Below are 24,769 nucleotides of genomic sequence, written 5' to 3'. Positions count from 1 at the left end.
TGGGCCACGAGATGGAAGCCGGCGCTGAACGCGTTCGCGATCGCTTTCGAGGGCCGCATCAACTAATGACCGCCAGCCCAGAAACACCGTTCATCGGACAGACCCACACGCGCGAAGGCCGATCCCTTAGCGCCCATCGAGTTCGGCAGCGTACACGGATGGCGGCTCAGCCGGCGGCGTCTTAGGTCGAGCGCGTTCGGTGAGGTAGGTGAGGTCTAGTGGGTGTGTGGGTGGCAGTTCGATGTCCTGTGGGCGGATCGGTGCGGGCTCGGTCATTTGCTGCTCCCGCCGCTGGGGGTAGTGCTCGGGGTATCGCTTTCGATGCGCAGGTGGCCGAGCACCGTCGTACCGTTCGAGGCGTACACCGTGGGCGGCTGCCGCTTGGGGTTGAGGAAGTCCTTCGTGTAGATGTAGCCCAGCTTGCCGTTGGTGGCCTGCGCGGACTGGAGGTCCGGCTGGCCGTACTTGTTGTCCACGCCGTAGGTCTGCCCGTGCGCGTTCACTTTCCAGGGGCTGATGGCTTGGCTGGCGTATCTCGCGGTGGCCGTCCACTTCGTGCCAGGGGTCGCAGTGATGGTGATCGAGGTGGACCCGGCTGGAGGAAGCTGGGCGTCCTTCGCGGTGATGTGGTTCAAGTTCGTCGGCGTCGGCTTCGTGCCGGTGCACGTCATGCCGGCGTAGTCGGGTCCGACGTCGTAGGGGCCCTGCGGCTCGGTGACGAAGCGGATCGTTCCGGTGCTCAGGCACTGGATGTGCAGGATCACCGCGGCGGCGTGCGCGGGAGCCGGGCCGAGGTCGATCGTCCCGGTCCCGGTGTGCGTGACCGACACCGGATTGCTCAGCGACTCGGTGGTGGTCGTGCCGGGCAGTTGGCTGACGACCGCGGCGGCACCCGTGATCGCACCGGCCAGAGCGATGCCGCCCAGCAGGATCGTGAGGGTCCTAGTGCGGCGCTGCCGCCGCTCCAGGCGACTCTTACCGGCGCCCAGCGTGGCGAGCTCCCGCTCGACCGCCGCAGCGAACACGGGGTCCATGGTTGCGGCGCTCATACGTGCTCTCCTTCGGGTATGCGTCGTGCGGCCAAGGCTGGATCATCAGCAAGATCGGCGCGCAGCTTCTCGCGCGCTCGGTGCAGGCGCATCCGCGCGGCACCGGGGTTGATGTTGACGACGGTCGCGGCCTCGACGGTGGTGAGGCCGTCCAGCACGGTGAGGACCAGTAGCGCGGCATCCGTCTTCGACAGCTTGCGCAGTGCTGTGGTGAGACGGACGCCCAGCAGTTCGGTCTCCACGTTCGAGGTGGCGATGGTCTCGGCATCCGGCGCATCCGAATGCGGGAGGCTGTCGATCATCTTGCGATAACGCGCGGTGCCGCGCCGCCGGTTCTGGGCAAGGTTCACGGCGGTAGCGATCAGCCACGGCAGCACCGAGCCGCCCACAAGGCGGACTCCGCGCCGCTTCCGCCACAGCTCGAAGAACGTCGAGGCGGTCACTTCCTGCGCGTCATGGGCGTTCCCGACGATACCGAGGATGCGGCGATAGACGCGAGGGTGATGGAGGCGGAACAACGCCGCGAACGAAGCCCCGTCCCCGGCCAGTGCTCTCTGCCAGATCGCTGCGTCGTCGGCTGTGTCGTCGTCCATACCTTGTAATGTCCGCCCGTGGCCAAAGTGTCACAGAGACGCTGATCGAGCCAGCATTCCGCTGCCCGCAAGCGGATCTGCTTGTGGGGGGTTGCGCGTTTTGCTGTGTGGGTCTCAGGGGCGCCAGAGGCCGGAGACGGTGGCCTTTTCGGTGAGTTGGGTCTCGATGATGCGGGTCAGGAGCGCGTAGTCGATCGGGTCGTCCCAGCCGATCCGGAAGAGCCTCTGGGTGGTCGTGTAGCCCGCGGCCTCGATGTCGCCGCGCATCCGATCCATGAGCTCGGCCTCTGGTCCGATGGCGATGTTCTTCGGGAACACCGACATGCCGATGATGTACGTGCCGTGGTGGAGGAACATCGGCTGGTTCCATTTGATGACCGGCTCCAGCTCAGGCCACGTTCCGGCGACCCAGTGCAGAAGCTCTTCGATCTTCTGCCGCTGTGCCGGCACCGTGATGGCGTCGAGGAAATCCTCGACGGTGGAGAACCGGGCCATGACGCTCATGGTAGCCAGGCGTGGCGGTAGCCTCCTAGCTATGACGGCGGGTCCGTGCTTCGGGTGCGGGGCGATCGTCCCGGATGTCGACGGCCCGACGCATCCGTACATTCACAGCTCCGCCGGCTGCTGGAAAAAGTTCGGAGAGGTTCAGGCGCAGGAGTCACGTCGTTTCGGTTATCCGCCGGCGCATCGCCTGGTCGTCGACGCGTACGCGGCGCAGCACCCCGGTGACGGCTCGGACCGTCGAGACCGGCAGTCGGTGTTCGTTCACCTGGTCGCATTGTGCGCCATGCTCGAGCGCGGCCTCGCGCCGGCGTCCGCGACGCGGCTGCTCGGAACACTCGTGCACCTGCAGGGCGGGTTCCCGCGACTCGAGCGCGACAGCGGCCCCGGCGATCTGACGGTCCTGCACATGCTCGATGCGCCGGACTACGAGGGCTATGAGCGGCGGGCGCGCGAGTGGGCGGACGCGGTCTGGGGTTCGTGGGCTGAGCATCACGAGACCATCCGGAAAGCACTCGCTGCGGGAGGATGACGGCCGCAGTCCGCACGAGCGCGACAAGGGGTCCGTGTCAGCGCCCGGTCGGGAGGTCTTCTGCGCTGTGTTCGGGCGGGCGCCGTTGTGTGATGTCTGCGTTCCATGCCGCGGTGAGCGCGAAGACGGCCTGTTCGAGACTGAGGCCCCTCACGCGTGCCTTGTCGGCGTAGTCGAAGGCAGAATCCAACACGTCCGGGTATTGGTCGGCATCGATACTGACGCGCGTGCCGGCCCGGCCTCCCGTAGTGACGAGCCCTTCGCTTTCGAGAAGCTGGTACGCACGGGCCACAGTTCCGGGCGCGATGCGCAGGTCGCGGGCGAGTTGCCGCACGGTCGGCAGCCGTTGCTCGGTCTGGAGCGCACCGGTAAGGATCTGCGCAGCGATCTGCGCGCGGATCTGCTCGAAGACAGGTGTGGGGTCGAAGTCGTCGACGCGGATCACGCCGGAACCGTGTCGGTCGGCGAGATCACCACAACGCGGATCCCCCGGCGGATGCGCTGCGCAATGACCAACATGAGAGTGAGCGAGATGGCCACCAGGATCGCTCCGAAGACGACTTCGCTCACCCCGACCGCGAAAGCGGGCTGCGCGTAATTCACGCCGACCTGGCGGCAGATCGAGCTGCCCGGCCCGATCGAACGGCACTTGCCGACGACCGAGAAGCGCGCGATCGTGGCATAGCCGGCGCCGACGCTCCAGGCAATGACCCCGACACTGAGCGTCATTGCCACCGTCGCCGCCAAGCTGACCACGCCAGCCTGCCATGACCGAACGGCGTGGTCTGCTGCGGCCCACCTGTGGATCCCGGGTCCTGGAGAAGTTCGCGCCCGCACGACGGCCACGAGGACCAGACCGGACACGACGAGCACGGCCACAATGACGGCCAGAACGTACCTCCACCCCGGATAGGCGACCTCATCACTGCGCCCGGCATCCGCGACGGTCAGCGCCGAGCCGCTTGAGCCGGAGCCCGCCGCTCCACCAACCAACACGACCAGAACCAGCAGCGCGATCGCGGCCGCACCGAATCGCGCCAGCTCGCGCCAGAGCGGGGGCGGTTGCTCGGCGGTGAGATCGGCCTCCCGCGCGCTCGGTGCGGCCTCCCATCGCGCACCCGGACGAACGGCGATCACGGCTGCGAAGACCGCCAGCCCAGCCAACGGCGCGAACACCAGCAGCGGGCCATACGCGAGCAGAGGGCCCGACGTCGGGGGCGCCGCACTGAGGCCGTCCCGCACCCGTTGGGACAGTTCGGCCGGGTCGATACTGACGACGCGCAACCCCATCGCTGAAACGATCGCCATCACGACACCGACACCGCCGGCCCACGAAGCCCACCGCCGGACGCCGCGAACGGCAGCGACTACCAATTCCGCGTCCGGCCCCGGCACCGGCACCCCTTCCTCCGTCTGCGACGGACCACGTCGACGTGCGCGGAAGGCGAAAACAACAACGCCGACGCAACCGACAAGGCTCGCCACCCACGGCAATATCAGCCACACCATGACCCCTCCAAGTTATGTACCGTGACACTAGTACAAAGAGAACGGGGCCTGTCGCAGACAACGACAGCAACGCCATCCGCGCAATGCAAGCACGACGAATAACAAGTAAGGAACCCAACGCAAGCGGATCGACGATCGGGCGGAGTCAGTGTCGGCGCCCCGTCATGCGCGCGAGGCGCCAGCGGGCCCGGCCTCGTCGCCACGCTCTGTGGAGTGTGCGGCGGAAGTACCAGGTGAGCGCGAGGGTGAGGATGACGGCGGGGATCAGCTCGGGCGCCAGCAGGAAGGCGCCGAAGATGACGTCGAACATCTCGAATCCGATCAGCGAGCCGGCGGCTATCCACGTCCAGCCGCTGAATAGGGTGAGCTGCACTCCGATTCGCCGAAGAGCGTGACGGACGATCGCGCAGGCAAGCCGGATGCGGCGGAGAACGCGTGGGCGCCGTCGCGGCGAGGTTGGTGAGTGAGGCAGGGTAAGGCGCGAACGTGCGCGCATGGCGATGCTCCTTGTGGCGGATGTCAGTGGAAAATGGCTGACGTCGCCGAGGGCAGTGCGGCACGAATCGAGTGCACTGAAAGAGCCGGCCGCGACCGGGATGCTCGTGTTCTCGGGTCGGGGCTTAGGCGGGTGCCGCGATGCTCGCCCGGCGGCGCGAGCGCTGACCGGGTGCCCTGGGTCCCATTCCACCGACGGGAATGCGTGCGGATGTATGAGCGCCGATGTCATCCGGACGACCGGCGGTGAGTGGTGCGCCGGGGCGCATGGCGAGGCGCAGCAGCGTGAGCAGAATCGCGCGGACGGTGTGCGTGATCGCGAGCATCAAAGCCGTGACGAGAGCAAAGAGAACGAGCGCCGTCGTTGGCTGCGCAGCCGCGTTGATCGAGGTGCGTGCCCAGACATCAGCCCAGACGAGGTGCTCGAGCAGCGCCCAGCCCAGCGATGGCATGGCGCTCCTCCCGCTCGCATCCGCAATTCCGGCCGACGGGGCCTGGGAATGCTTCTCAAGCAGTGTAGGCAGCGGACCCGGGCTGCTGCGTCGCTCGAGTCACAGTTGGGTACGGAGGGCAGTGGATCTCGTGCCTGGGTACTACGAGCCGGTGGCAGCCTCGGCACCCCACGACGACGCGCGTGCTGTTACCCCTCGACTACCGTCTAGCTTTGCCGGCCTCAGCAGCTCGTCCGGCCGACGTGGCGGGGGTGCAGATGATCGAGGTTCGGCAGGTGTGCAAGCGATTCGGCGCGCGGCAGGCGGTGACTGATCTCACTTTCACCGCGCGGTCAGGCCTGGTTACGGGGTTCCTGGGGCCGAACGGTGCGGGAAAGACCACCACGATGCGCATGATCCTCGGGTTGTCGCGCCCCAGCAGCGGGGAAGTGCGGTTCGCGCGCAGGCGCCTGGCCGATGTCGCGCATCCCTCGACGGTGGTCGGCGGTCTGATCGATGCGTCGTGGGTTCATCCCGGGCGTTCGGCGCGCGACCATCTGCGCTGGCTCGCAGCCTAGGGCGGCTTGCCTGCTGCTCGGGCTGACGAGTGCCTGGAGCTGGTCGGGCTCTCGTCCGTAGCCCGGCGGCGTGCGGGCCGGTTCTCGCTGGGGATGAAGCAGCGTCTGGGGTTGGCCGGCGCCCTGCTGGCTGACCCGTTGGCGCTGGTGTTGGACGAGCCGCTGAACGGTCTCGACCCGGAAGGAATCGCCTGGACGAAGGAGTTGCTGCGCTACCTTGCCGGGCAGGGGAAGGCGATTCTGCTCTCCAGCCATCTGCTGTCCGAGGTCAGCACGGTCGTCGAGCACGTGGTCGTTCTCGGGCGCGGCAAGCTCTTGGCTGACGCGTCGGCTCGTGACTTCCTCGCCTCCGCCGGCCGTGGCCGCGTCAGAGTCCGCAGTCCCCAGTTCCCGCAGCTGCGCGCCGCTCTCGGCCGAGCCGAGCTCGAGACGAGAGAGGAAGCAGACGAATCCGGCCGAACTGCGCTGATCGTGGAGAACACGTCGACCGACGATATCGGGGCGATCGCCGCGCAGGCCGGGGTGCCGCTGAGTGAGCTCGCGCCCGTCGCGGCGAACCTCGAGGAGGCGTTCATGGCATTGACCGGCAACGACGTCGAGTTCGTCGCCGCGCCGACCTCCGCATCGACGGGAACGGCTGAGTCGTGAACGTCGTCCGAGCCGAGTGGATCAAGTTCGCCACCGTGCAGTCCCCGCGCTGGTGCTACGCCGCAGTGGCAGCCTGCGCTGTGCTGCTCGCCATCGCGACGACGATCTCCGGCACGCAGCTGGGGATAAGAGTCACGCCGCTCACCACGGCGAACGGTGTGAACGGCTTCGGGCTCGTGATCTTCATGGTGCTGGCCGCGATGCAATCCACGACCGAGTACCGCACCGGCACGATGGCGCTGACCTTCCAGGTCACCCGCAGCCGCACGATGGCGATCCTCATCAAGACCGTCCTGGTTGCATTGGTCAGCGCAGCGGTCGCGGCGATCCTTACCGTCGCGGCCGTCGCGATCGGATCGGCAGTCGATCACAGCGCCAACCCGCTGCACGTCACCGGGGCGCTTCAGACGCGGCTGTATCTCGGCATGCCGCTCGTGGCGTTCGCTGCCTGCTTCCTCGCTTCCGGCGCCGCGAACTTGATCCGAAGCACTGCGGGTGCGGTCGGCCACCGTTACCATCTGGCCGATCCTCATCGAAGGGCTCGTTCCCAGCATCCCCAACGTCGGCAAGGACATCGCCAGCTGGCTGCCCTTCGACAACGCGACCTACTTCCTCGGCGACAGTCAAGGCATCCCCTTCGCCTGGAACGATGACGTCGCGGTGCTTGTGCTGCTGGTCTGGGCGGCCGCGACGTTCGCAGCCGGCCTTCTCATTGCGCGTCTCCGCGATACCAACTAAACGAATCGCCCCAACCGCAGCGTGGATTGCGCCCGACAAAGAATCGGTCTGCGTTCACTCAGAAGTCGAAGACGTAGCTCTGGCTGGGCCGGTGCAGAAGGCTGTGCTCGAACGGTTCCCCGTGCCGTCTCCATCCTTCGCTTTCGTAAAGGCGGACCGCAGCCGCGTTGTCAGCCAGCACGTGAAGAACGGCCCGGTGGTAGCCGAGACTGGACAGGCTCGCCTCAATGGCGCGCAGCAATTGCCTGCCAAGACCGACGCCTTGCACCTCCGGACTCACCACCAGCAGACCGAGCACGGCGGCGTCAACCGGGTCGCCTGCAGCGCCCGTGCCTGCTTTGGTCGCCAGGGCGAAACCTTCTGGCTGCCCGGAACGGTCTGCGACCAGCCAGGACACCTGTATTGAGAACTTCGCCTCGGCGCGCTCACCGACACCCGCCACCGGCTCTCCGTCGCGCGCAGCGCAGGCACGAACCGACAAGCTGACGCACGGGTCGATCTCATCTGGGTCCGCCGGGCGAATGACGAACGAGTCATTCATGGCTCCAGCATTACAGGCCGACTGGGGGCACCCAGGGGTCGTTCGCAACGGGATCCGTCACCGAGACCGCGTGGCGCGCTGACTGGACGCCGATGCCACCCCGGCGCGCCGGTGGATCCATCCGGCCCCGGAGCTTACCGGGAGTCGCTCGGTCGCTCCGGAATAGGCAGACCAGCAGTGCGAAGACGAGCCAGAACTTCGTGGGCGGCATCATCACCGCTTTGTATCCCCCTCATCGCGTACCTTGTCGCATCGACGATCGTCGCATGAAGGTGCTCGTATCGCTCAGCATCGCTGACCCCGGGCGTCGATGACATAGTCCAATTATCACGCGCAGGCCCCCTCAGTTCCCCCGCGGGCGCCACCAGGTCCAATCAACGGTGCGATTTTGACCGCGACAGCAAGCCTAAATATCTAGACCTTCCAGCAGCTTCCTAGGGCCGCGCCGGCGCCCGCAAGCGGATCGGCTTGCGTGCACGAAGTAGCGCCCCGTCTCAATCCACGCGCTGCGAGAACGCGTAGAACTGCCAATCCTGCCTGATTCTGGATTCGAGCGCGCTAGCTGGAACACCCAAGCGTAGCGCGGCCCAAACCCTGAAGAGCAGCGTGCTCTCGCGCCATGCATTCATGAGGTGTAGACCACTCGGCAAGGTCCGGTTGGCATGCTTGGTAGCGTTGTAGGCGTCCGCGACAGCCTTGAACCATGCCGCATTGAGATACCCAAGCAACGTGAACGGCACGTCCTTAGCTACGCGTTCCAGCCGGGCCTCGAAGGAACTCGCTCTCGCCTTTGCCGCGGGGACACTGTCGTCCTTGATGAGGATGAGATAACCGAGCGCCTCTATCCCGACGGCGGTCTGGACGAGTCGGGCCTCGGGCGTGACTTCTTGCATGTAGATACCTGAGACCGCGGGATCGATCGCACGCGCGAACTCTTGCCGTAGGGCGATCCACCTTGCGATGCCCGTGAGACCGATGTCGGAAAACTGAATCAAGTGCCGGGCGAGCGACTCATCAACCGCTGCGAATGGGCGTCCGTTTGCTACGTCGAGCCAGCGGTCCAGTTTCGACCCGTCTGGTAGAGAGGCCTGCTCGTTGTCGTGGCAGACCGCCGCCGCTTCTATGCTCTCCGGACGCCATCGCGATAGAGCAATCAAGTCTCGAACCGCCGCGTGGCGCTCAAGATGGTCGGAGATCCGACGCGGGGTGTCGGTCCGATCTTCGATGTAGAGCGCCGTCGTGAGCGTTGCGCCCACCGACGACGTCTGTGCCGAGCCCTCGACCGCGAAGGTGATCGCAGGGTTGGAAGGCACCCGAAGCGGTTCTACCCTCACGACCTTAAAGCCGATCTCCACCGATTGCGTACTCGCCGAGTTTGAGAGCGGAGCGACCGCGCTGACGCCGAGCCAGTCGCGCAACCCAGACACCGTTGAACGCAGCCCGTGCACGCCTGGGTAATTGAACATCTGCGCGACGCCCAGCACGGCCCGATCCGCCTCGACGCGGCCGGTTCCAAATAAGAGATTGCTGCTCACACCAGCGAAACGGCGCCCCAAGAGGAGTACGGTGCCGAGATCGTCGTAGAACAAGAGCTTGCTTGGCACGTCGTAGGAGTACTTCGTCTTGTCGGGGGTCGTCTGCGTAAGCGACGCCGCGTAGAAACCAGCGCCCGTAGATTGACGAAGCACCCTGTGTCCAAGGGACTGACACGAAGATGCCGCGGTCGGTTCGCTCCAGTGTGACCTGGACCTCAGGTGTGTCCTCTTTGCCATCCACGAGATGACCTGTACGCGAGGTCCCAACTGCTAGTGTGTTCGCCACGCTCCATTCTGCTTGGCGCACGGTACCTGACGCCAAGCAACCGTAAGCCGATCGGTGATCGTGCGTCGTGGTGTCGAAGGGCGTTGCGAGGATTCCACCGCTTTTCGTTGCGAGCCCAACCGTAGAACGCCGAAGCCGAGGAGGATCGCGTCGAGCCCGGTTGTGAACGGGTCCGTGGGGTCACTGGCGGTGAGGAGCTGGGTGACGAGTGGGTGCTCGGTGGGAGTGATGCGCACGCTGTGGGCTTGGGCGGCTTCGGCGGCGGCGTTCACGGTGTGGGCGATGACGAACACCATCACGGTGTGCAGAAGGGCGGCGGCCAGCGAGACGGGGAATCCCTCTCGCGTGAGGGCGCGAAGGGCGGTCTCAACGGCCTCGAGGCTCGTCGCCGTCTCGCCCTGGGTCGTCAGCAGCAGGCTGTGCACGCCCGGGTGGGCCTGCACGGCGCGCCGAAGCGCGATCGCGTAGCCGCGCATCGCGGCCTCCCACGCGGCGTCCGGAGCAAGCGCAAGCTCTTCAGCGCGCGGAAGAGCGGCCTCGACGAGGCCGTCGAGCAGCGCCTGCTTGTTCGGCAGATGACCGTACACGCTCATCGGCTCGACCCCGAGTCGATCCGCCAGCCTGCGTATCGTGAGCCGCCGCAGGCCGTCGGTGTCGGCGATCGCGAGCGCCGTTCGGAGGATGAGGTCGCGGGTCAGGCCCGCCTTCGTCCCGGGGGATCGTCTCGCCACTGCCCTCACCTTGCGCCTGAGAGTGATAACTTACATCGTAAGTATGATGGAAGACTCAGCATGACAAGCGAGGAGCCGCTGCGCCCGATGTTGGATTTGAGCGGCGTGCCGGAGACGGCCTTGATCACCCTCTACAACCGAGCCGCGGAGGCCGCCCGGCCGGACGGTGTGATCCGCGATCCGCTGGCGGTCGCGCTGGTGCAGAGCGAGACGCATGCGCTCAGGGCCCGGTTCGGCGCTCCGGATCAGGCCCATGCCCTACGCGCCCGGCAGTTCGATGCTGAGGTGACAGCGTTCCTCGATGCGCATCCGGGAGCAAGCGTGGTCTCGCTCGGCGAGGGCTTGGAGACCCAGTTCTGGCGCGCCGGCCGCCGAGCCGGCCGTTGGGTCAGCGTCGATCTGGCGGACATGATCCACGCACGGGAGTGCCTCCTTCCCTCCGACCCGCGAAACCTCCTCATACCCGGATCCGCGTGGGATGCGCCCTGGATGGAGCACATTCCGCATGGAGTTCCGGTCTTGATCATCGTCCAGGGGCTGCTGATGTACTTCCCCGCGAGCGAGGTCGAAAGTCTTCTGGGGACCCTGGCGCAGGTCCACCCGGGTGCACGGCTGCTGTTCGACACCATTCCCTCCTGGGCGGCGACGACCACACGAGGCCATCGCGCTTCCTCCGGGTACCGACTGCCCGCACAGCCGTGGGGCACCAGCCGTCGAGCGCTTGATCGGATGCTTCGCCGCGTGGGCATCCGCGAATGGAACACAATGCCCGCGATCGCCGGGCGCGGCCTGTTCTGGCGCCACATCCACCCCACGCTCTCCCGCACGCTGCCCGGGGCCCTCCCCATGGCGATCACAGCACAACTGCCCGGCAAAGACACCGCACCCCATGGCCCCGCCGCACCCACCCCAGCCGGATGAGCGATCAGCGGGGAGTGTCTCTCCTCGAGCACGGCCGCGTCGCTGGGTCGGGACCGGGCGTCATCGCGGGCGCGGGTGGGCGAGGTTCCTTTGCCTCCTCAGCAGACGTTACGCCGCGGCGTGGACCAGCACCAGCACGATACCGGTGACGAGGGCAAGCAGTGCCGCAGGTGCTGCGACCGCGATGCCCAGCCACGCAAACAGCAGCCCCACCCGCGCCAGACCGTGCCACACCCTCACAGATCAATACTGACGCGCCCGCCCGGCCCGCACCTTCTCGATCCGGTACCGATCCGGCAATAGATCGGCTCACAGGCCAGTGCTGCGGGCTTCGCTATCGGGTGCTGTGTTCCGTGCTGGATCACGCGTCGCGCAGCCGAACGCATAGATACGAGATGCCGGCTGCGAGCGCGACCCAGCCGCCGACGACGACGGCCTCCGCGGGGAGCGTCAGCGAGAACGTGCCGCCTGCGGCGGCTTCGGTGCGTGCCGACCAGTCGAGGGTGAACCCGTAGAAGAACTGCGCGGCGGTCTCCGGGGTGAACAGATCGATGTTCGCGACGCCGGGTGTGTTCAGCGCTGACGCCGCGATGGCGGCAATCGGGCCGAGACCCCAGCAGGTGATCACAGCGGCGGAGAGCGCCCCGGCCGTCGCCCGCAACGCTGCGCCGAACGCGAAGCCGACGACGGACATGACGACGAGCGACAGTGCGCTCAAGGCCAGCGGGAGAAGGACCGCCGGATCCGCGGCACGAAACTGCCACCCGTGTGCGTGCACAAGCGCAGCACTGAGGACGTCTGTGACCGTCAACGCGGCCGTCGAGGAGATCGCGACGGCGCTAGCCAGCGCGGTGATCTTGGCGGCAAGCACCCGACCGCGCTGCGGAGCTGCGGCGAACGTGGCGAGGATGGGACGCGATGTGCCGTACTCGCTGGTCATCGTGAGCACGCCGAGGATCACGGCGGCGAATGCCGCAAGCGAAACACCGACCGTCGCAGTCCCGACCGTGATGTTCTGCGACCCTAGGACATCACCGACACGGGTACCGACCGACGGAGTCCTACCCGATACCACCGAGACGACAGTCGTCCCGACCACGACGAACACGATGCCGTAGAGCGACCACATCAGCGCACGCACGCTGCGAAGTTTGATCCATTCCGCCCGCGCCAGGCGTGGGAAGCTCAAGCGGGGAACTGCCGGTGCAACATGGGCCACCACCGCACGCTACGACAGCCACGCCGCCGCCGCATACGCAGCGGAACCGGCTGACGTGCCCGGCGTGGTGATGCCGGCCTGGGCAAGATCAGGGTGAGACGGGAGCCTGGCTGAGGAACGCGAGCCGCAGCAGCGCCAGGTGCTCCCGGTCTACCACTGCGGTCAGGGTGCGCTGCTCGTCGAGTCGAGCGCCGAGGCCGGTGACGTGGGGGTTGCCGTCCAGCAGGATGCCGTCGCACGTGACCCCGTCGATCTCGACCGGATGCCCGTGCTCGGCGTCATCTCGACTCACGACATCTGCCCGATGACCGCCCTCGGCACGGGGGCGCGGCACATCGCTGTCGCGATACTGGTTGTTGAGTAGATGGTTCACATGCCGCGCCAGCTCCTCGGCCAGCTCAACCTGCTCGGCACCCGGAGCGGTCCAGTTCGTGCGCACCGCGTCGACCAGCATCGGATACCGCAGCCGCTCGATCATCCGTTTCCTCCACGGAGGGTGAGGCAGCGCCTCGGCCAGCTGCCACCTGCGCCGGGTCTCCTCATCGACCGCGCGGAGATTCACCGGATCGCTGCGGTCGTCCGGGTTGCGCCACAACGTGTAGCCCGAGGCGATCGATGCACGCCGCGCCGTCTGCTCCTGGCCCCGGCTGCCGGATTGCTCCATGGTCAGCCCGACAATGCCAAGATGCTCCAGGTGCCGCTGCGGAACGAACCCCGCAACGTCGATCCCGAGTTCGCGCACCTGCTCGCGCACGCCGACGATCGGATCCGCGGCGTCATCCGGCGTGAAACCCGCGAAGCGCATGACCAGAGTCTGCACCCCGCATCACAGACCAGGCCACCGCATACACACGAAAGCCGATCGTTCACGGGCATGCCTGCGGCTTATGGATGCGGCGTCAGATGCATTCCGCCGATCACGTGGAGATGTGGGTGCCCGATGGTTTGATCGGTGTCCGGGCCCGAGTTCATCACGAGGCGAAACCCGCTCTCATCTAGTCGGAGGGCCCGAATACGACGCAGTGCCTCAGCAGCGAGAGCCTGCATCAACTCGGGAGCAGTCGCGAGCATATCCGTCACAGAGCCGAACTGGCGTACCGGCACCACAAGAAGGTGCACCGGCGCCCTCGTCACAAGCGGTTGAAGAACAGCCACCTCGGCACTGTCCACGAGCTCGCCGCTGATCGCGCCGCAGAGCGCGCAACCGTCGTCCTTAGTCACTCATTCAGCCTCGCGCATGAAGATCGCAGCCCCGCAAGAGCATCCTGTTGCGGACGTCAACGGCAGCCCGGCTCACGTCGCCCCACGTTCATAGAATCTGACGTGTGATCGGTGAGGGCTTGGCGATTCGTCGGGTCGCGGAGCATCCCGCGGACCCGTTGCCGCGTCACGTATGGCCGGCAACGCTTCCGCCGGTTCGGCAGATCCTCGACGATGGCCTAGAGCTTGGCCCCGCGACGGTCTTCGTAGGCGAGAACGGGACAGGGAAGTCCACAATCGTCGAGGCCATCGCCGTGGCGTTCGGGCTGTCCGCTGAGGGCGGATCGACTGGCGCGAGGCTTCACACGCGCACGTCGGAGTCTGAGTTGTGGCAGCACCTGTCTCTGGCCCGCGCTCCGGGCGGCTCCCGCCGCGGATTCTTCCTGCGCGCCGAGACGATGCATGGGTTCTTCACCTATCTGGAGCAGAACCCGGGGACGCGCCCGGAACCCAGGTTCCACGAGATGTCACACGGCGAGTCATTCCTGGAAGTCATCGTCGACCGCTTTCGCGGCCGCGGCCTGTGGGTATTGGACGAGCCCGAGTCCGCCTTGTCGTTCAGCGGCTGCCTCGCGCTGGTGGGAGCGTTGCAGACCCTGCTCGCGGAGGGCGGATCGCAGGTGATCCTTTCGACGCATTCGCCGATCCTCGCCCGCCTCGACGGCGCGGACATTCTCGAAGTCGGCGAGTGGGGTATCCGCGCCTCCGCATGGGAAGACCTCAACCTCGTGCGCAACTGGAAACTCTTCCTCGACGACCCCGAACGGTACCTCCACCACCTGAGATGAGGGCCGCAAGCGGATCGGTCAGCGCGCAATGCGTTGGTCGTCGTCGGGGCGCGCGGGCGTGCGTGACGGTGATTGCTGTCTAGGTTCGTTGGCGCCACTGATGCATCTCGTCCCCATCTTGTCGGTACCAGTGCTCGGCGGGGCCGTGGATCTCGATGTGGTCGGTGAGCCAATAGGTCTCGTCGGGCGCCCACCCGGCTAGAACCGTTCCGCCGCCGTGGGGAAACGGGACAGCGCTGCCCGCGGTGCTCAGGTAGCCGATCACCGAGAGGTGGATCGCGTCGAAGTCCTCGGCGGCTGCTGCGTAATCGGGCACCGCCCAGTCGAGCTCCATCCCGGTCGATTGTCGCCAGACGTACTGCCGGGACCAGCGAGCTGGCGCCGGGTACTTCTGGACGAGGCGGGAAAGGTCTTCCGGCCCGTGCACCTCGTACACGCGGACCCCTGGTGCTGGAAGCACAGGGTTCAGCAGCGCCTCGGTGTCGCCCCAGCTGTCTTCCTGGAGAGCGAGCGCGACCGCGCCGAGGCCGCCGAGACGTCGCGTGGTCGACGGCAACTTCGCCCATTGCCCCTGCACGCCGCCATGGGCGTGTGGGGTGGACCACCATGTTCCACTCACGTTTCTCATGCGCCGCTGGCTGAAGCGGTTCTCTTCTGCGGCGAAATAGTCACTCCAGGAAGCGAGGATCTCGTTGCTCGCGGTGCCACTCGACAACAGAGCCGGCTTCCCGTCGCGGATCGGCCGGGCGGCCCACTGGGACGAAAGATCACATCCGGTCGTCCACCACGCCGCAGCTTCGGAGGCCAGCGCGGCCGCGGCGATACTGGTCAAAGCGTCCTGCACGGCGGGGAGGTCCAGGATCGCGTCGGTGACGAACGGGGGCTGCCACGGCATCGCCGAGTCGACCGCCGCCCCCAGCGCGGGGAACAGCAGCAGCGGATCCCTCAGCTGCGCGATGGGGCGAGCATCGACCCGCTCAAGCGCACTCACGAGACGCTCAACCTCCCGAGCCGGTACGGCAAGGTCCTCCAACCGTGCGAAGTCCGCGTCGATCGCCCGTTCCACCGCCCACGCCGCAGCGTCGACCGCGTCGTCGAGGCCTCTGGCCAACGTCAGGCACAAGGTCCGGCCTCGCGGACCGACAAGAAGACCGGACATTGGCACCTTCCCTATCCGAGCAGTGTCGCAGATACCGGTCCGCTTGCGGACCTCGCCCCGGGGCTGAAACATCTACGCGTGAGGTCCGATGACGAGTACGCGCACCAAGACCGCGCGCTGACGATTGGTGTTCTCGCCAGATTGGCGGGCTGGTTTCTCGCCCCCGAGGCTGGCGGTGACGAGGCGATGATGGATCGCTACCGCCGCGATCTCGGCCACGACATCGGGCATGTGCCGACGAATCAAGAGTGCCATCAGCATCTCGAGGCTCAGGTCGTGCGCCTGCGTCACTCCATCGGCGAGCGTTGGTAGAACCCCAACCGAATGGATGGGCCGTGCGCGCAAGCGGATCGGCTTACGAGCCGGAGCGTGCCCTAGATTCTGCGTATGCCCGCAAGTCGCGAGATCCGATTCTTCCCGGATTGGGGACATCGTTGGCCTCTCTGGGGATCGGCCCTCCTCGACGAACTCACTCTAAGTCCGAGCGAGCTCGGTTTATCGGCCGAACTCGCCGCTGACCTTCGGGCTTGGTGGGACTTCTGGGATTCCCATCTCGACCCCGATCCGCCGTTACCAGCGACGGCCGGCTGGGACGACGACTTGAATCGACGCGTCTGGCTCCTGGCGGGCGCGAGCCTCCAGGCCAGACTTGCCGCCGAACTCGGCAAAGACTTCTGCGTCATCGCATCATTTCACTCGTACGGTTGACCATCGCTGAGCGGTCATCGGCGTGATGTGCTCGCGGGTGGGGCGCGCCAGCGGTCGAGTGCGGCGCATGTACGAATCCGGTGGCCGCCGCGAGCAGCTTCGCCTCGGGATAGCCGCGCGCGGCCGCGTAGCCGGCACCCGCGCCGAGAGCGCCCGCCGCGATCGCGAGCGCGAGCGTGCCGCCGAGCCGGTGGTCCCAGCCGTACCGGAGCGCCGTCAGCATGATCGCCGCCCCGGCGATGAGCGATGCCCGTTCGGTGCCGAAGTTGAATCCGTACCGCACGGGCAGCGCCGGGGCGAAGAACAGCAGCAGGAGCCATCCCAGCGAGCGGGAGACGGATGCCATCGCCGGGCCGTGCACAGCTGGTCGGCGCGCGAACCACCGCGCCGCCGCAAGGACTACTGCGGCAGCTGCAACCAGCGGCAGCCAGGAGAGGGCATGGGCGAGGTTGTAGAGGGTGGCCGTGTCGTAGACCGCCAGCACCACTGCGCCGAGCGCCGCGGCGGACACGACGAACGGGACCAGCCGGGGCGCCCCTGCTCGCCCTTCGGACAGCAGCGGCAGCAGCAGTGGGGTGAGAATGCCGGACACGATGCGGATCACGATGTCGATGCACGTGTCCGGGTTGCGCAGCTCCCACTCCACCAGGCAGAACGTCAGGGTGTACGACGCCGAGACGTGCCATCTGGCGGCGATGGCGCGGCGGAAGACGGCCGGCCCGAACCAGCGGCACACGAGCAGGTAGGCGAGCATCACGAACGGCAGCTCGAGCGCCGCCTGCACATGCAGCACGCTCCACGGCCACGCCGGCAGCCAGCTGCGCAGCGGGCCGATATCAGCGAGGTCGAACCACCCCGGCGGCAGGTACCGGGCGATGCGCTCCGGGCTCCCCTGCCAGGCCTGGTCCACAAACGCCGTGACCAGAAACTGTTGACGAGCATCACCGCCACGACCGCGGCAAGCCAGGTGCCCGGATGCCGTAGCCAGCCACGCCCGCACCGCACATCGGCGCGACCGCGACGCGTCCACCAGAGCGACGCGAGCGTCGCCGCAACGATCAGCGACGCCAACACCCTCTCGCCCACCCATGCAGCCTACGAGTTGCCCTTCCAGCCTCGTCCGCACCCGCCGGACCGCATCGGCTATCGGACGCCACCGGAGCGCCCCAGGGCCCGGCTATCGTGTGGCAATGACAATCTCCGTTCGTCCGGCTGAGCTTGCGGATGTTCCGGGACTCGCCCGCGTCCACGTCGAGTCGTGGCGAGAGACATATCGCGGCCAGTTCTCCGACGAGATCCTCGACGACCCCACCTTCATTGAGCGTCGCGAGCAGTTCTGGACGAACGTCCTTACCAGCAAGCGAATCAGCGCCAACGGTCGAGTCGCCGCCGCAGTCCTCGACGGCGAGATCGTGGGCGTCGCACTGGCCGCGCCGTTCGATGGCGATCCCGCGTGGGACCAGTACCTGTGGGCTCTCTACACCTACGAGTCAATCCACGAGCAGGGTGCAGGATCGGCTCTGCTCGCTGCCGTGATCGACTTCGACAGGCCGGCGGCCTTGTACGTCGCAGACCCGAATCCGCGTGCGCGAACCTTCTACCGTAAGCACGGGTTTCAACCGGACGGGACGTTCAAAGTTGAGGACGGTGTGCGCGAGATCCGCATGACCCGCACTCCGGCGGCAACAAAGCACTAGCCCTCGGGCGGCTTACGGCGCCACCGTCGCTCGTGCGCGCTGAACGATCCTTATGCGTGGCTGCGTCTATTGGCCGACGTGGAAGACCCCGATCTTGGTTTTCCCGTTGGATGTGAAGACGGGGATATCGCCCCCGTGGTGCGTCTTCTGCCATTGGAGTGCTTGTTGGGGGTTTGTGAAGGTGCCGGCGGCGGTGGTGCCGTCGACGTCGTCGAGTTGTTTGCTGTAGACGTATCCGGTCTTGCCGTTGGTTGCGGTGACGGCGATGAGGTCGGGAGAGCCTTTCGCGTTCTGCTCGCCGTAGGTCTCCCCGGCCGCGTTCACGGCCCATGGAGTGGTGCGGGCGCTGACCCAGGTGAACGTGGCTTTCCAGTGCAGCGTCGACGGGGAGGTGGTGATCGTGATCGATGTCTGTCCCGCGTTCAGCTGGAACGGCTGCAGGTAGTACGGCGTCGCCGAGTTGATGTCGGATGCAGGGTCTTGGGCTGGGTCGACGATGAGCGCTGCGCCGCCGACGCCCAAGAAGTAGGAGCCCGCGTCCAGCGGGGAGAACTCCATCGCCACCTCGTTGGCGCCCTTCGGGCGGGCCCCGAGCCGGATGGTCGCAGTCCCCGTCTCCGTTGCGGTTACCGGTGAGGCGAGCGCGGTGTGAGCGTCTGCACCGGGCTGGACCCACAGCTGCGAGGCGAATGCCGCCCCGCTCCCCAGCAGACCAGCGACCACCAATCCGCCGATGCCCCAGCGCCACCCCGAACGACGGCGACGGCGCGGCGCCGTCTCCACCTGACGGACGAGGACCCGTCGCAGGCCCTCGGAGAACGTTGGGTCCATGTTCTCGATCACTTCGCGCCTCCCTGCCCAGCGGATACGGCCGGCTCCGAGACCGCGTCATAGGCTGCGCGGAGCCGTTCGCGCATGCGGTGCAGCCTCACCCGCGCGGCCCCTGTGCTGATGCCGAGCGCTGCCGCGGCGGCCGCAGCCGAATACCCCTCGATCGCGGTCAGCGCCAATAGCGCCCTGTCCCGATCCGGCATCGCGCGCAGCTCCCGGACGAACACGGCTCGCACGGACGCGTCATCGACAGCATCGAACGCTGCGGTGCCGTCGTCGGCATCCCGCGGGATCGTCTCAATGAGTTTGTGGTGCCGACGGATGCTGCGCGCCTGGTTTCTTGCTGCGTTCGAGGCCGTCACGAGCAGCCACGGCAACACCGACCCGCCCACGATCCGAACCGCCGAGCGCCGCCGCCACAGCTCAAGGAACGCGGCCGCCGTGATGTCCTCCGCGTCGTGACGGTTCTCGCTCATCCGTAGCGCCAGCCGATACACGCGCTCGTGGTGCCGGTCGTAGATCGCAGCGAACGCGCCAGAATCCCCGGCACGAGCACCCGCCCAGTCCTCAACCTCGCCCGCGAACTCCGTCACATCAAGTAGTGTCCGGCACACCCCAAAGCGTTACACGCAGCACGAGAGCCGGGCCCTTACACCGCCCGAGCCGAAAGCGGTTCTCAGGTGCCGCGGACTCGCGCGCGAAAGCCGATCTGCTTGCGTGCTGCTAGCTGGGCTGCGATGCCGAAGCGATCACCTCGGGAAGCCATACCGAATAGCTGTGGTCGGCGAGCCGCAGGCCGCTCACCTGGTCAGGCGTGAACCACGCGAGCGCGTCATGCTCGTCCGGTGCCGAGTTGATGAGGTCGCCATCCCAAGATGAAACGAGGAATGTGTGCAGGTTTACGGTCGGAAGCTCAACGGGATTCTCAATCGGGCGTGCATCGTGAATCACGATCGAAAGCTCTTCACGGCATTCGCGAACGATGGCCTGGGCAGCGGTATCGCCTTGCTCAATATGACCGCCGATGAGGTCCCAGCAGTTCGGATACCAACGCCGTCGGGGGTGACGATGCCCAAGGAACACCTTCCCATCGCGCACGATCACGGCGACCGCAACTTCATCTCGAGCAATGCCTGATCCCACGTGACGACGATATCGGCCGACCCCAACGGCAAAGACGCGCGCTCGCAAGCAGATCAGCTATCGGCCGTGCGTTGTCGTCTTCCGCCGGAGCGTGTGACCCTGTCAGGCTTGGGAGGTCGCCGATGCGGATGGGGAATCGTGGCTGTACGGGGAAGGCCCGCGGGTTCGTATGGGATCGACGCGGCATGGGTGCCGTGGATGTGGGTCGGTTACACCATCCTCTACGGCCTGCTCGCCCTGGGGTCGTTTGCCTGGTGGGACAACCCGTGGTGGCTTGGCGTGCTCTTCGTCCTCATCGCCGCGACATGTGCGGCAGGGGCGGCCCTGTACTGGTACGTCACGCTCCGCGGGAAATTCCTCGCCTGGGCGACACTACTGGACGACGTGGCCTTGGGCGACGGGGAACTGGCGTTGGACCTCGGGTGCGGACACGGCGCCGTCGCGATCGAGGTCGCCCGAAGGAACCCCGGAACCGTCGTGAACGGCATCGACCTGTGGCGCAGCATCGACCAGTCCGGCAACTCTCCGGAAGCTTTCCTGCGCAACGCCGACCTGAACGGCGTCCGCGACCGGATCACAGTCGCCACCGGCGACATGACCCGGCTGCCCTACGGCGAGGACGTGTTCGCGCTCGTGACGGCCAGCCTCGCCATCCATAACATCCCCACCGCGGCCGGCCGCAGGGAAGCAGTCGCCGAGGCATGGCGAGTGCTCCGTCCCGGCGGGACGCTCCTCGTCACCGACATCCGCCGGACCGCCGAATACGCATCCGTCCTCCGTGACGCCGGGGCGGACGTCGCGTCCCCGGTCTCGTTAGGGTGGCGGATGTGGTGGTCAGGACCCTGGATGAAAACCAGACGCCTCACCGCCGTCAAACCCCACCCCACCACCGTCCGATAGAGGATCGATCACCGTGCGCTGCGGAACTCAAGTCAAGTCACTTGAATAATCATTCGATCTGTATATGCTGGAGTAATGACGCAGACTGAAATGCGCGAGCCCACGATGCTGGTTCTCGCCTCCCTCGCTGGAGGGCGGAAGCACGGTTACGCGCTGATAGCCGATGCCACTGAACTCTCAGCGGGCCGCGTCAAGTTGAAAGCGGGCACTCTGTACGCAGTGCTGGATCGGCTCGTCGAACGGCGCCTGGTCCGGATCGCGGGCGACGAAGTCGTGGACGGCCGCAACCGCCGGTACTTCGAGATCACCGCGCAGGGAATCGACGCCCTTGAGGTCGAAGCGCGCCGGCTGGAGGCGAATGCTGCAGCGGCACGCGCGCGCATTGCCGANATCGATGATCTCCCCGGTCACAGGATCGATCATCTCGGTCGTGTCCATCACGGCCTGTTCCTTCCAGTCAGGCCACCCCAGAAACACCGGAAATCAGACAGTCCCCATAAGGACCCTCTTCCGCTCCGCATGCCGTGTCGCCGTATCGGAGCCGAAGTCTTCGGGTGGGCTGGGATACGGCGGCGCGGCGAGGTTCAGCGGGTGTCGGCGGCGAGTGCGGCTTCCACGTAGGCGGTCAGGTCGATGCTGATGGTGGCCGACGGCAGCGTGGCCGCGGGGCTCAGTTGTTCGGGCATTCGTATGCCGCGGGTTGGCCGTTGCTGCCGGGGTTGATTCCGGTGTTCAGGACGGTGCCGTTGATGGTCTCGGTCCAGAAGTTGGCGGTGCAGCCGGTGCTGTTGAACCCGCCGTCAGCGGTGGCGTGGGGTGCCGAGTCGACTACCGAGGTCGTGACGGCCGTCGATTCCCAGACGCTTCCACCCGGGAGGTTCGACGTAGCCGCTACCCGGACGTCTCGCTCGCCGATGAAGGCGCCGGTGGATGGGTCGACGATGAGGTCCTGGCGGTTGTCGTCGGTGGTGTCCGTGTAGCCGACCGCGACGCCGGTGCGGCCGTCGAGGTTGGCGGTCTGGTCGGTGACCACGACTCCAGGGATCATCGCGGCGGTGCGGAACATCGTGGCGCGGATGCTGGCGGGCACGGTGCCTGAGGTGAGGCGGTCGGCGATCCACACGAAGGCCTCGCCGTTGCGGGAGTCGCCTTGCCCGCGGGTGTGATCGTAGATGTAGTTCAGGAGCTGGGTAGGGTCGGCGGGTAGTGGCGCCATGTCGGCGTCATCGGCGGGAATCGGGCTGCCGTAGTAGCGGCCGCCGACGCCCGGAATCCAGGACGCTGCGGCGTCGGGGTCGGTCTTCGCTTTCGCCGCCGCCGCGGATGCCGGGCCGAAGGTCTTGTAGACAGTGGTGGCCCCTTGCACCCAGATCCAGGTCTTAGACCGGTCGGCGGGGATGTACTGCACATCGGTTTCCTGCGTCTGGTACGACGGCGTCCCTTCCGTGCTCACGGCCGTCGTCTCGATCTTGAGGTACTGCCCGGGCGCGACAACCGGGTCGGACTCGTGCACTGCCACGTCCGCGGCTGAGTTGAGCACGGCCGCGGCCGCCGGGCTCGCACCTACGCGTGAACCCGGCAGCCCGATCACGTTCGTCGCGACCAGCACCCCGGCCACACTCAAGATCAGCACGGCTCCCCCCGCCGACCAGCCGGCACGCCGCCAGCCGACGCGTCGGCGCGGGACGCGGGCACGTCGCCGCTTCCGAGATGGGACATGGGCGCCCGCCTCAAGGGATTCGGTGTCAATGCGGGCGAGAATCTCCGCGCGCATCCGATCGAACTCGGCCTCGTCCGGCAAGACGGGGCTGTCGATGTGGGGGGTCATGATTCCTCCTGATCGGTCAGGTTGTTCAAGAGCCGTCGCATGCTGCTACGGCTGCGAGAGAGCCGGTTTCGGACCGTGCCATGGCTGATGCCGAGGCGCGCAGCCGCGTCGTCGTAGCTGAGCCCGTCGATCAGGCACAGCTGGACAATCGACCGGTCCAGCGGCTGGAGGCCTTCGACGATGGCCGCGAGCTGGCGGTTGAGATCGTGCACGGCCGCGACATGCTCCGCCGATGGCACGAGCGAGGCGAGGATCTCCTCGTTCAACTCGACGTCCCGACGCGTGCTGCGCCGCCGGTTGCGCGCAAGGTTACGGGCGGTCGCCAGCAGCCACGGGAGGACCGTGTTCGCGAGGACGATCGATTCGCGCTTACGCCACAACACCATGAATGCGTCCGACATCACTTCTTCCGCAGAGTGCCGGTCTTCCACGATCACGAACGCCGCGGCGAACACCACCCGGGAATACCGGTCGAACATTGTCCCGAACACTCGAGTGTCATCACCCGCAGCAGCCAGCAGCTCGGCATCCGTGCGCGCATCGGCATCCATCACAGCTGACCCCCGCACGGTTTGAAACTCACTCACATACAACAGATGTCAGCACGCGACGAATCGTCTCAAAACCCGCGCTTTACGCAACGCCGCTCCACGGACAGGCCAGAACGCAAGCCGATCGATCACCGTACGCTGCGGAACTTAGGTCAAGTCGCTTGAATAATCATTTCATCTGCATATGCTGGCGTAATGACTCAGACCGAAATGCGCGAACCCACGATGCTGGTTCTCGCCTCCCTCGCTGGAGGGCGGAAGCATGGTTACGCGCTGATAGCCGACGCCACTGACCTCTCAGCAGGCCGCGTCAAGTTGAAAGCGGGCACTCTGTACGCAGTGCTGGATCGGCTCGTCGAGCAGCGCCTGGTTCAGATCGCGGGGGACGAAGTCGTGGACGGCCGCAACCGCCGGTACTTCGAGATCACCGCGCAGGGAATCGACGCGCTTGAGGGCGAAGCGCGCCGGCTGGAGGCAAATGCTGCAGCGGCACGCGCGCGCATTGCCGGCTGGCGCCCGGCTGGGACCGGACAGCTTCAGTTCGGGTGGATTTCATGAGCACCCTGATGACGGCCGGCGGACAACTGGAGGCCCGCTACCGACGACTGCTGCGGTGGTACCCGGATCGATGGCGCAACGAGAACGAGGAAGCGCTCCTGGGAACCTTGCTCGACATCGCAGACAGCGAAGGGCGAGACCATCCGCGGCCCAGCGAGATCCTCGACCTTGCCGCGAATGGCGTCGGCGCCCGCATTGCCGCCGTTCTGCCTGCGTTGGCCCGCGAGCGCGCGGCGAGCTTCGCTCTGGCGACAGGTCTAGCGTGGTCGCTGCTCTACTTCCTCATCGAAGACTGGATGCCGTGGGCGCCCGCCGCGCACCGTCTAGCGCCGCAGCCGTTCGGCGTGTTCAACAGCCCTGGAGTCATCGTTACCGGCCTGTGGACAGCCGCGATTGTGCTGCTCTGGGCCGGGCAGGTCGCAGCGGCGCGCATCACCCTGCTGGCCTCCGCAGGGGCGGGCATTGTGATCGTGGCCCTTCAGTCGCCAACACCATTGCCAACGTTCAGCTACCCGAGCCCGGACCGGCCGACGTTCGTCCTGCTCGCCGCCCTCGCATTGGTTGCCTCGGCCGGACGACCGCGCCGGCACTGGAGCACTCTGGCGACCGCAGGCGGATGGGGCATCGCCATATCGGGCTTCATCCTGATCGCTCACCAACTGGATCGGACCGCGATTCCCCAGATTCAGTGGCGGTGGTGGTGGTACGACTTCTTCGGCCGCTACCTCTGGCAGGCTCCGGCTGTTGTCCTGATGGTGATCACCGCGACCCTGATCCTGGCAGCGGGCGTCAACCTCGCCGGCCGACGCACCGCGGCAGCGACCATCGTGTTCTCCCTCGCCCCGTGGGCTGCGGCCGCGTTGGCGGCGTACGCGATCACCTGGACGGGATGGGCGCCGACCTCGAGGATCCTGCAGCGCCTCGTCGTCATGGCCGTGGCGTGGGCCATAGCCTCTGCGGTTGTACTTATCGTGAGCCGCACGCGCGCACTGGAACGCGGATCCCATGGAAAACCAGATCCGGCCTGACGCGGTGACCC

33 protein-coding genes and 1 pseudogene are annotated in these 24,769 nt (G+C 66.7%); 12 read left to right on the top strand and 22 right to left on the bottom strand.

The window, feature by feature from the left end; all coding sequences use genetic code 11:
• Nucleotides 1-272: 272 nt before the first annotated feature.
• From ACFOYW_RS00450 to ACFOYW_RS00440, 3 genes are all read right to left on the bottom strand, one after another.
• The gene (locus ACFOYW_RS00450; protein ID WP_390226573.1) at nt 273-1,049 is read right to left on the bottom strand and encodes a hypothetical protein; all 777 of its coding nucleotides are present in this window, start codon (nt 1,047-1,049) and stop codon (nt 273-275) included.
• On the bottom strand, nt 1,046-1,642 hold the full coding sequence (locus tag ACFOYW_RS00445; protein WP_390226572.1) for an RNA polymerase sigma factor: 597 nt from the start codon (nt 1,640-1,642) through the stop codon (nt 1,046-1,048). Before ACFOYW_RS00445 ends, ACFOYW_RS00450 begins: the two co-directional genes overlap by 4 nt.
• 114 nt (nt 1,643-1,756) lie before the next feature.
• A complete protein-coding gene (locus tag ACFOYW_RS00440; protein ID WP_390226571.1) occupies nt 1,757-2,137 on the bottom strand; it encodes an iron chaperone in 381 nt (126 codons plus the stop codon).
• 40 nt (nt 2,138-2,177) lie between these two features.
• Between ACFOYW_RS00440 and ACFOYW_RS00435 the strand changes: the two genes are divergently transcribed.
• Nucleotides 2,178-2,675: a DUF5946 family protein gene (locus ACFOYW_RS00435; protein WP_390226569.1), complete on the top strand. Its 498-nt coding sequence runs from the start codon at nt 2,178-2,180 to the stop codon at nt 2,673-2,675.
• A 37-nt stretch (nt 2,676-2,712) separates the two neighbouring features.
• Here ACFOYW_RS00435 and ACFOYW_RS00430 read toward each other — a convergent pair whose 3' ends face one another.
• The 4 genes from ACFOYW_RS00430 to ACFOYW_RS00415 form a co-directional block, all read right to left on the bottom strand.
• The gene (locus ACFOYW_RS00430; RefSeq protein WP_390226568.1) at nt 2,713-3,120 is read right to left on the bottom strand and encodes a GntR family transcriptional regulator; all 408 of its coding nucleotides are present in this window, start codon (nt 3,118-3,120) and stop codon (nt 2,713-2,715) included.
• A complete protein-coding gene (locus ACFOYW_RS00425; protein ID WP_390226567.1) occupies nt 3,117-3,983 on the bottom strand; it encodes a hypothetical protein in 867 nt (288 codons plus the stop codon). The genes ACFOYW_RS00430 and ACFOYW_RS00425 overlap by 4 nt, the downstream gene beginning before the upstream one ends.
• A gap of 346 nt (nt 3,984-4,329) precedes the next feature.
• Nucleotides 4,330-4,557, bottom strand: a complete 228-nt coding sequence (locus tag ACFOYW_RS00420; RefSeq protein ID WP_390226566.1) for a hypothetical protein — start codon at nt 4,555-4,557, stop codon at nt 4,330-4,332.
• A gap of 247 nt (nt 4,558-4,804) precedes the next feature.
• Nucleotides 4,805-5,131, bottom strand: coding sequence for a hypothetical protein (locus tag ACFOYW_RS00415; protein ID WP_390226565.1), 327 nt, complete (start codon nt 5,129-5,131; stop codon nt 4,805-4,807).
• A 257-nt stretch (nt 5,132-5,388) separates the two neighbouring features.
• Here ACFOYW_RS00415 and ACFOYW_RS00410 point away from each other — a divergent pair.
• Nucleotides 5,389-6,336, top strand: a pseudogene (locus ACFOYW_RS00410) (ATP-binding cassette domain-containing protein).
• 55 nt (nt 6,337-6,391) lie between these two features.
• Here ACFOYW_RS00410 and ACFOYW_RS00405 read toward each other — a convergent pair.
• Complete coding sequence (locus tag ACFOYW_RS00405; RefSeq protein ID WP_390226564.1) at nt 6,392-6,619, bottom strand: hypothetical protein; 228 nt, start codon at nt 6,617-6,619, stop codon at nt 6,392-6,394.
• A 212-nt stretch (nt 6,620-6,831) separates the two neighbouring features.
• Between ACFOYW_RS00405 and ACFOYW_RS00400 the strand changes: the two genes are divergently transcribed.
• Nucleotides 6,832-7,074 (top strand): hypothetical protein, encoded by a 243-nt coding sequence (locus tag ACFOYW_RS00400; protein ID WP_390226563.1) that lies wholly within the window; start codon nt 6,832-6,834, stop codon nt 7,072-7,074.
• A 58-nt stretch (nt 7,075-7,132) separates the two neighbouring features.
• Here ACFOYW_RS00400 and ACFOYW_RS00395 read toward each other — a convergent pair whose 3' ends face one another.
• The 3 genes from ACFOYW_RS00395 to ACFOYW_RS00385 all read right to left on the bottom strand — a co-directional run bounded on the left by ACFOYW_RS00395 (nt 7,133) and on the right by ACFOYW_RS00385 (nt 10,167).
• Entirely contained in the window at nt 7,133-7,615 is a 483-nt protein-coding gene (locus ACFOYW_RS00395) for a GNAT family N-acetyltransferase (RefSeq protein ID WP_390226562.1), read from the bottom strand.
• A gap of 494 nt (nt 7,616-8,109) precedes the next feature.
• Nucleotides 8,110-9,219, bottom strand: a complete 1,110-nt coding sequence (locus ACFOYW_RS00390) for an ApeA N-terminal domain 1-containing protein (protein WP_390226561.1) — start codon at nt 9,217-9,219, stop codon at nt 8,110-8,112.
• Nucleotides 9,220-9,420: 201 nt separating this feature from the next.
• Nucleotides 9,421-10,167, bottom strand: a complete 747-nt coding sequence (locus ACFOYW_RS00385; protein ID WP_390226560.1) for a TetR/AcrR family transcriptional regulator C-terminal domain-containing protein — start codon at nt 10,165-10,167, stop codon at nt 9,421-9,423.
• Nucleotides 10,168-10,227: 60 nt separating this feature from the next.
• Here ACFOYW_RS00385 and ACFOYW_RS00380 point away from each other — a divergent pair, with 60 nt between their 5' ends.
• Nucleotides 10,228-11,088, top strand: a complete 861-nt coding sequence (locus tag ACFOYW_RS00380; protein ID WP_390226558.1) for a class I SAM-dependent methyltransferase — start codon at nt 10,228-10,230, stop codon at nt 11,086-11,088.
• Between the two features lie 108 nt (nt 11,089-11,196).
• Here ACFOYW_RS00380 and ACFOYW_RS00375 read toward each other — a convergent pair whose 3' ends face one another.
• From ACFOYW_RS00375 to ACFOYW_RS00360, 4 genes are all read right to left on the bottom strand, one after another.
• Nucleotides 11,197-11,328 carry a hypothetical protein gene (locus tag ACFOYW_RS00375; RefSeq protein ID WP_390226557.1) on the bottom strand — a complete coding sequence of 44 codons (132 nt, stop codon included), beginning with the start codon at nt 11,326-11,328 and terminating at the stop codon, nt 11,197-11,199.
• Between the two features lie 121 nt (nt 11,329-11,449).
• Complete coding sequence (locus ACFOYW_RS00370; protein ID WP_390226556.1) at nt 11,450-12,229, bottom strand: hypothetical protein; 780 nt, start codon at nt 12,227-12,229, stop codon at nt 11,450-11,452.
• A 166-nt stretch (nt 12,230-12,395) separates the two neighbouring features.
• Nucleotides 12,396-13,061 (bottom strand): hypothetical protein, encoded by a 666-nt coding sequence (locus ACFOYW_RS00365; protein WP_390226555.1) that lies wholly within the window; start codon nt 13,059-13,061, stop codon nt 12,396-12,398.
• A gap of 131 nt (nt 13,062-13,192) precedes the next feature.
• The gene (locus ACFOYW_RS00360; RefSeq protein WP_390226554.1) at nt 13,193-13,528 is read right to left on the bottom strand and encodes an HIT domain-containing protein; all 336 of its coding nucleotides are present in this window, start codon (nt 13,526-13,528) and stop codon (nt 13,193-13,195) included.
• Between the two features lie 107 nt (nt 13,529-13,635).
• Between ACFOYW_RS00360 and ACFOYW_RS00355 the strand changes: the two genes are divergently transcribed.
• Nucleotides 13,636-14,355, top strand: a complete 720-nt coding sequence (locus ACFOYW_RS00355; RefSeq protein WP_390226575.1) for an AAA family ATPase — start codon at nt 13,636-13,638, stop codon at nt 14,353-14,355.
• 79 nt (nt 14,356-14,434) lie between these two features.
• Here the strand turns inward: ACFOYW_RS00355 and ACFOYW_RS00350 are convergent, their stop codons facing one another.
• Nucleotides 14,435-15,466 (bottom strand): hypothetical protein, encoded by a 1,032-nt coding sequence (locus ACFOYW_RS00350; RefSeq protein ID WP_390226553.1) that lies wholly within the window; start codon nt 15,464-15,466, stop codon nt 14,435-14,437.
• 126 nt (nt 15,467-15,592) lie between these two features.
• On the opposite strand from ACFOYW_RS00350, the gene ACFOYW_RS00345 reads away from it, so the two are divergent.
• Nucleotides 15,593-15,826 (top strand): hypothetical protein, encoded by a 234-nt coding sequence (locus ACFOYW_RS00345; RefSeq protein ID WP_390226552.1) that lies wholly within the window; start codon nt 15,593-15,595, stop codon nt 15,824-15,826.
• Between the two features lie 75 nt (nt 15,827-15,901).
• Complete coding sequence (locus tag ACFOYW_RS00340) at nt 15,902-16,222, top strand: hypothetical protein (protein WP_390226551.1); 321 nt, start codon at nt 15,902-15,904, stop codon at nt 16,220-16,222.
• Here ACFOYW_RS00340 and ACFOYW_RS00335 read toward each other — a convergent pair.
• Nucleotides 16,194-17,132 carry a hypothetical protein gene (locus tag ACFOYW_RS00335; protein ID WP_390226550.1) on the bottom strand — a complete coding sequence of 313 codons (939 nt, stop codon included), beginning with the start codon at nt 17,130-17,132 and terminating at the stop codon, nt 16,194-16,196. The two genes, ACFOYW_RS00340 and ACFOYW_RS00335, sit on opposite strands and share 29 nt — an antisense overlap.
• Nucleotides 17,133-17,412: 280 nt before the next feature.
• On the opposite strand from ACFOYW_RS00335, the gene ACFOYW_RS00330 reads away from it, so the two are divergent.
• Entirely contained in the window at nt 17,413-17,919 is a 507-nt protein-coding gene (locus tag ACFOYW_RS00330; protein ID WP_390226549.1) for a GNAT family N-acetyltransferase, read from the top strand.
• A gap of 66 nt (nt 17,920-17,985) precedes the next feature.
• On the opposite strand, the gene ACFOYW_RS00325 is transcribed toward ACFOYW_RS00330, so the two are convergent.
• From ACFOYW_RS00325 to ACFOYW_RS00315, 3 genes are all read right to left on the bottom strand, one after another.
• Nucleotides 17,986-18,762 (bottom strand): peptidase M56 family protein, encoded by a 777-nt coding sequence (locus ACFOYW_RS00325; protein ID WP_390226548.1) that lies wholly within the window; start codon nt 18,760-18,762, stop codon nt 17,986-17,988.
• A complete protein-coding gene (locus tag ACFOYW_RS00320) occupies nt 18,759-19,343 on the bottom strand; it encodes an RNA polymerase sigma factor (protein WP_390226547.1) in 585 nt (194 codons plus the stop codon). The genes ACFOYW_RS00325 and ACFOYW_RS00320 overlap by 4 nt, the downstream gene beginning before the upstream one ends.
• A 130-nt stretch (nt 19,344-19,473) precedes the next feature.
• Nucleotides 19,474-19,893 (bottom strand): NUDIX domain-containing protein, encoded by a 420-nt coding sequence (locus ACFOYW_RS00315; RefSeq protein ID WP_390226546.1) that lies wholly within the window; start codon nt 19,891-19,893, stop codon nt 19,474-19,476.
• Nucleotides 19,894-20,031: 138 nt separating this feature from the next.
• Between ACFOYW_RS00315 and ACFOYW_RS00310 the strand changes: the two genes are divergently transcribed.
• Complete coding sequence (locus ACFOYW_RS00310) at nt 20,032-20,793, top strand: class I SAM-dependent methyltransferase (RefSeq protein ID WP_390226545.1); 762 nt, start codon at nt 20,032-20,034, stop codon at nt 20,791-20,793.
• Between the two features lie 75 nt (nt 20,794-20,868).
• A complete protein-coding gene (locus tag ACFOYW_RS00305; protein WP_390226543.1) occupies nt 20,869-21,414 on the top strand; it encodes a PadR family transcriptional regulator in 546 nt (181 codons plus the stop codon).
• 49 nt (nt 21,415-21,463) lie between these two features.
• Here ACFOYW_RS00305 and ACFOYW_RS00300 read toward each other — a convergent pair whose 3' ends face one another.
• The gene (locus ACFOYW_RS00300) at nt 21,464-22,621 is read right to left on the bottom strand and encodes a CU044_5270 family protein (RefSeq protein WP_390226542.1); all 1,158 of its coding nucleotides are present in this window, start codon (nt 22,619-22,621) and stop codon (nt 21,464-21,466) included.
• Entirely contained in the window at nt 22,618-23,100 is a 483-nt protein-coding gene (locus tag ACFOYW_RS00295) for an RNA polymerase sigma factor (RefSeq protein WP_390226574.1), read from the bottom strand. Before ACFOYW_RS00295 ends, ACFOYW_RS00300 begins: the two co-directional genes overlap by 4 nt.
• A 267-nt stretch (nt 23,101-23,367) precedes the next feature.
• Here ACFOYW_RS00295 and ACFOYW_RS00290 point away from each other — a divergent pair, with 267 nt between their 5' ends.
• Both ACFOYW_RS00290 and ACFOYW_RS00285 read left to right on the top strand, forming a co-directional pair.
• Entirely contained in the window at nt 23,368-23,730 is a 363-nt protein-coding gene (locus tag ACFOYW_RS00290; protein ID WP_390226541.1) for a PadR family transcriptional regulator, read from the top strand.
• Nucleotides 23,727-24,758, top strand: coding sequence for a hypothetical protein (locus ACFOYW_RS00285; RefSeq protein ID WP_390226540.1), 1,032 nt, complete (start codon nt 23,727-23,729; stop codon nt 24,756-24,758). Before ACFOYW_RS00290 ends, ACFOYW_RS00285 begins: the two co-directional genes overlap by 4 nt.
• Nucleotides 24,759-24,769 lie beyond the last annotated feature (11 nt).

The sequence above is a fragment of the Gryllotalpicola reticulitermitis genome (assembly GCF_042651345.1).
Classification (GTDB): Bacteria; Actinomycetota; Actinomycetes; order Actinomycetales; family Microbacteriaceae; genus Gryllotalpicola; species Gryllotalpicola reticulitermitis.
The sequence above is the reverse complement of the archived record's forward strand: the minus strand, read 5'-3'. Positions and strand labels throughout refer to the sequence as shown.